Origin of the sequence: Streptomyces silaceus, from assembly GCF_001419745.1 — a bacterium.
Classification (GTDB): Bacteria; Actinomycetota; Actinomycetes; order Streptomycetales; family Streptomycetaceae; genus Streptomyces; species Streptomyces silaceus.
In genome coordinates this window covers 1-4,341 of sequence record NZ_LIRJ01000586.1, presented here as the reverse complement: position 1 = coordinate 4,341, position 4,341 = coordinate 1, and the positions used below count along the sequence as shown (strand labels likewise).

3 protein-coding genes and 1 riboswitch are annotated in these 4,341 nt (G+C 69.9%); of the genes, 2 read left to right on the top strand and 1 reads right to left on the bottom strand.

From position 1 onward, the window contains the following. Positions 1-263: 263 nt before the first annotated feature. The gene (locus AOK22_RS37120; protein ID WP_055703066.1) at positions 264-470 is read left to right on the top strand and encodes a DUF5999 family protein; all 207 of its coding nucleotides are present in this window, start codon (positions 264-266) and stop codon (positions 468-470) included. A 141-nt stretch (positions 471-611) separates the two neighbouring features. Here AOK22_RS37120 and gcvP read toward each other — a convergent pair whose 3' ends face one another. Then, positions 612-3,500: an aminomethyl-transferring glycine dehydrogenase gene (gene gcvP / locus AOK22_RS37115; RefSeq protein WP_055703065.1), complete on the bottom strand. Its 2,889-nt coding sequence runs from the start codon at positions 3,498-3,500 to the stop codon at positions 612-614. Positions 3,501-3,692: 192 nt separating this feature from the next. Then, a riboswitch (glycine riboswitch) is annotated at positions 3,693-3,791 on the bottom strand. A 144-nt stretch (positions 3,792-3,935) separates the two neighbouring features. Between gcvP and AOK22_RS37110 the strand changes: the two genes are divergently transcribed. Further along, a complete protein-coding gene (locus AOK22_RS37110) occupies positions 3,936-4,316 on the top strand; it encodes a PRC-barrel domain-containing protein (RefSeq protein ID WP_055703064.1) in 381 nt (126 codons plus the stop codon). Positions 4,317-4,341: the final 25 nt, after the last annotated feature.

Here is a 4,341-nt window from a genome sequence, read left to right as displayed (position 1 = left end):
GCACAGTACTGCCCCCCCCCAGGTGGACTAGCCCGCTTGGGCCACCCCGAACCACCCGAAGAGACAAGCAAGTTGGGCTGAACCGTCCGGCCGGGTGATACGTCATTAAGCAGGAGGAGCCGCTGCAGCAAAATCCCTGCGGATTGACAGCTCGTGGGGCAACACTGGGATCGGACCGACTACAACGGGGGGCGGTTATGAACACCGCATCGAGTCACAGGACAGACGTCACCACCATCTCACCGCAGCGAAAGAACCCTTCCATGTGCCAGCACCAACCACCGTGCCCGACAGCCGACTCCGCCGACCGGGAGGCCGCCTTCCTGATGGCGAGCCACCCGGAGCAGGGCTGGAGCCTGCTGTGCAACGGCGTCCTGCTCTTCGAGGACACCGGTGAGCTGCTGCCGGACGGCCAGATCATCGCCCCGCACCGACCGCTGGGCACCGACCAGGTCATGACAGCTGCCTGAGCACACCGGCACAGCGCGGACACCGGCACACAGCCGGCCACGGCGCGTCGCCGACATACGCACCACCGAACAACGAGGGGCCGGCCCGGAGAAGATCTCCGAACCGGCCCCACCGCATGCCCGCGTCGACGGGCGGGGACCTCAGTCCTCGTACGCATCCAGCGGCGGGCAGGAGCAGACCAGGTTCCGGTCGCCGTGCGCCTGGTCGATGCGGCGCACCGGCGGCCAGTACTTGTCCGAGGCGGAGACGCCGGCCGGGAAGACGGCCTCCTCGCGGGTGTAGCCGTGCTTCCATTCACCGCCCAGCGCGGCGGCGGTGTGCGGCGCGTTCCGCAGCGGGTTGTCGTCGGCGGCCCACTCGCCGGAGCCGACCTTCTCGATCTCCGCACGGATCGCGATCATCGCCTCGCAGAACCGGTCGATCTCGCCGAGGTCCTCGCTCTCCGTCGGCTCGATCATCAGCGTGCCCGCGACCGGGAACGACATGGTCGGCGCGTGGAAGCCGTAGTCGATGAGGCGCTTGGCGATGTCGTCGACGCTGACACCGGTCGTCTTGCTCAGCGGGCGCAGGTCGATGATGCACTCGTGCGCGACGAGGCCGCCGGGGCCGGTGTAGAGCACCGGGTAGTGCGGCTCGAGGCGCTTGGCGATGTAGTTCGCGGAGAGCACCGCGACCTGGGTGGCGCGCTTGAGGCCCTCGCCGCCCATGAGACGCACGTACGACCAGGAGATCGGCAGGATCCCGGCGGAGCCCCACGGCGCCGCGGAGATCGGGCCGACGCCGGTCTCGGGGCCCGCGGCCGGCTGGAGCGGGTGGTTGGGCAGGTAGGGCGCGAGGTGCTCGCGCACACCGACCGGGCCGACGCCCGGACCGCCGCCGCCGTGCGGGATGCAGAAGGTCTTGTGCAGGTTCAGGTGCGAGACGTCGCCGCCGAAGTGCCCCGGCTTGGCGAGCCCCACCAGCGCGTTGAGGTTGGCGCCGTCGACGTACACCTGGCCGCCGGCCTCGTGCACCGACGCGCAGATGTCGGCGACGTGCTCCTCGAAGACGCCGTGCGTCGACGGGTAGGTGATCATCAGCACGGACAGCTCGTCGCGGTGCTTCTCGATCTTGGCACGCAGGTCCTCGACGTCGATCTCGCCGTCGTCGGCGGTCTTCACGACGACGACCTTCATGCCGGCCATCACGGCGCTCGCGGCGTTCGTGCCGTGCGCGGAGGACGGGATGAGGCAGACGGTGCGCTGCTCGTCGCCGTTGGCGCGGTGGTAGCCGCGCACCGCGAGCAGTCCGGCGAGCTCGCCCTGCGAACCGGCGTTGGGCTGCAGCGAGACCTTGTCGTACCCGGTCACCTCGGCGAGCCGCTCCTCCAGCTCACGGATGAGCGTGAGGTAGCCCTGCGCCTGCTGGGCCGGCGCGAAGGGGTGCAGCTGGCCGAACTCGGGCCAGGTGACCGGCTCCATCTCGGTGGTCGCGTTGAGCTTCATGGTGCAGGAGCCCAGCGGGATCATGCCGCGGTCGAGCGCGTAGTCGCGGTCGGCCAGCTTGCGCAGGTAGCGCAGCATCGCGGTCTCGGAACGGTGCTCGTGGAAGACCGGGTGCGTGAGGTAGTCGTCGCCGCGCAGCAGGCCCTCGGGCAGCGTGTCCGCGGCCTCGGCGTCGAGCGCCTCGATGTCGGCCTCGACACCGAAGGCACCCCACACGGCGGTCAGCTGCTTGCGGGTGGTCGTCTCGTCGCAGGCGAGGGAGACGTGGTCGGCGTCGATCTGGTGGATGTTCACGCCGCCTTCGCGGGCGGCGGCGACGAGCTCCTCGGCCTTGCCGGGAACGCGCACGGTCAGCGTGTCGAAGTACGCGCCGTGCACGACCTCGACGCCCCCGGCCGTGAGCCCGGCGGCGAGCAGCGTCGCGTACCGGTGCGTGCGCCGCGCGATGGACTTGAGCCCCTCGGGCCCGTGGTAGACCGCGTACATCCCGGCCATGACCGCGAGCAGCACCTGGGCGGTACAGATGTTGCTGGTGGCCTTCTCGCGGCGGATGTGCTGCTCACGGGTCTGCAGCGCGAGGCGGTAGGCCTTGTTGCCGTCGGCGTCGACGGAGACGCCGACGAGCCGGCCCGGCAGGCTGCGCGCGAACTTCTCGCGCACCGCCATGTATCCGGCGTGCGGCCCGCCGAAGCCCATCGGCACACCGAAGCGCTGCGTCGTGCCGACCGCGATGTCGGCGCCGAGCTCACCGGGCGAGGTGAGCAGCGTCAGGGCCAGCAGGTCGGCGGCGACGGTGACGACGGCGCCGATCTCGTGCGCCTGGTCGATCAGCGGCTTGATGTCGCGTACGGCACCGGAGGCGCCCGGGTACTGGATCAGCACGCCCACGACACCGCGCTCGGCGACCTCGGCGGGAATGCCCTCGCTCAGATCGGCGACGACGACCTCGACGCCGGTCGGCTCGGCGCGGGTCCGGATGACGGCGACGGTCTGCGGCAGCGCGTCGGCGTCGACGACGAACACGCCGTTCTTGACCTTGCCCATGCGGCGCGAGAGCGCCATGGCCTCGGCTGCCGCGGTGCCCTCGTCGAGCAGGGAGGCCCCGGAGGTGGGCAGGCCGGTCAGCTCGGCGACCATCGTCTGGAAGTTGAGCAGCGCCTCCAGACGGCCCTGCGAGATCTCCGGCTGGTACGGCGTGTAGGCGGTGTACCAGGAGGGGTTCTCCATGACGTTCCGCAGGATGACCGGCGGCGTGAAGGTGCCGTAGTAGCCAAGCCCGATCATGGAGTCGAGGACCTGGTTCCGGTCCGCGAGGGAGCGCAGTTCGGCCAGCACCTCGGCCTCGGTGCGCGCGCCGGGCAGCGCCAGCGCCTCGGCGTTCTTGATCACATCCGGCACCGCGGCGGCGGTCAGCTCGTCGAGCGAGCCGTACCCGACCTGGGCGAGCATCTTGGCCCGCGCTTCCGCATCGGGCCCGATGTGCCGCTGCTCGAAGGGGATGCCCTGCTCGAGCTCGGAGAGCGGGATGCGATTGGTGGCAGTCATTGCGGAGGCCTCCTGGTCTGCGCGACCTACGAGGGGTACCACGGCGCGGGTACCCGGACGGCCTCCCCCTCTGTCATCTCAACCTGAGAGCTTCACAGGCCCGTCCAGTCCAGCGACAGATCTGCTTTCACCGTCGGTGAGGAAGGGTCCGGATCGTGCCCGCCCGACGCCCGCCCTGCTTTCCAGAGTGACCTCGTCCGTGCGGTACGGGTGCCTGAGAGATTCCGGGGAGGATTTGCTCCTTCGGCGCCTCCGGAAGTCACTTCCGGAGAGCTCTCCCGCACGGGGTCAGCAGCCAGCCGCCAGCCTACCAGCGAGGACAACGGCCGATCCTTCGAGTGGCCACCTGCCCCGAAGTGCTCTTTCGTAGTGAGTACGAGCGATTAATGATGAGTTACGCCCAAATCTGAATCCCCTCGACCAGCTGGAGGGCCCGTGCAGACCGACATCGATCCGCGGAACCTGATCGGCCGCAAGGCCTTCGACCGGAACGGGGCGAAGATCGGCACGATCGACGAGGTCTATCTCGACGATGCCACCGGCACCCCGGAGTGGGCGGCCGTCCGCACCGGCCTGTTCGGCCGCGACGCGTTCGTCCCGCTGGAGCCGAGCGAACTGGTCGACGACGGCACCCTGCGCATCCCCTTCGACCGCTCCCTGATCAAGGATGCCCCTGACTTCGGCGTGGGCCGCCATCTCTCACCCGAGCAGGAACTCCAGCTCTACCACCACTACGGCCTGGACATCACACCCCCGAGCTCCGCGCCCCCGCCCGACCAGTCCTTCGGCCGGATAGCGGGCCAGGACAGCCCCTGACGGCCCCCAGGACGCCCCTCACCAC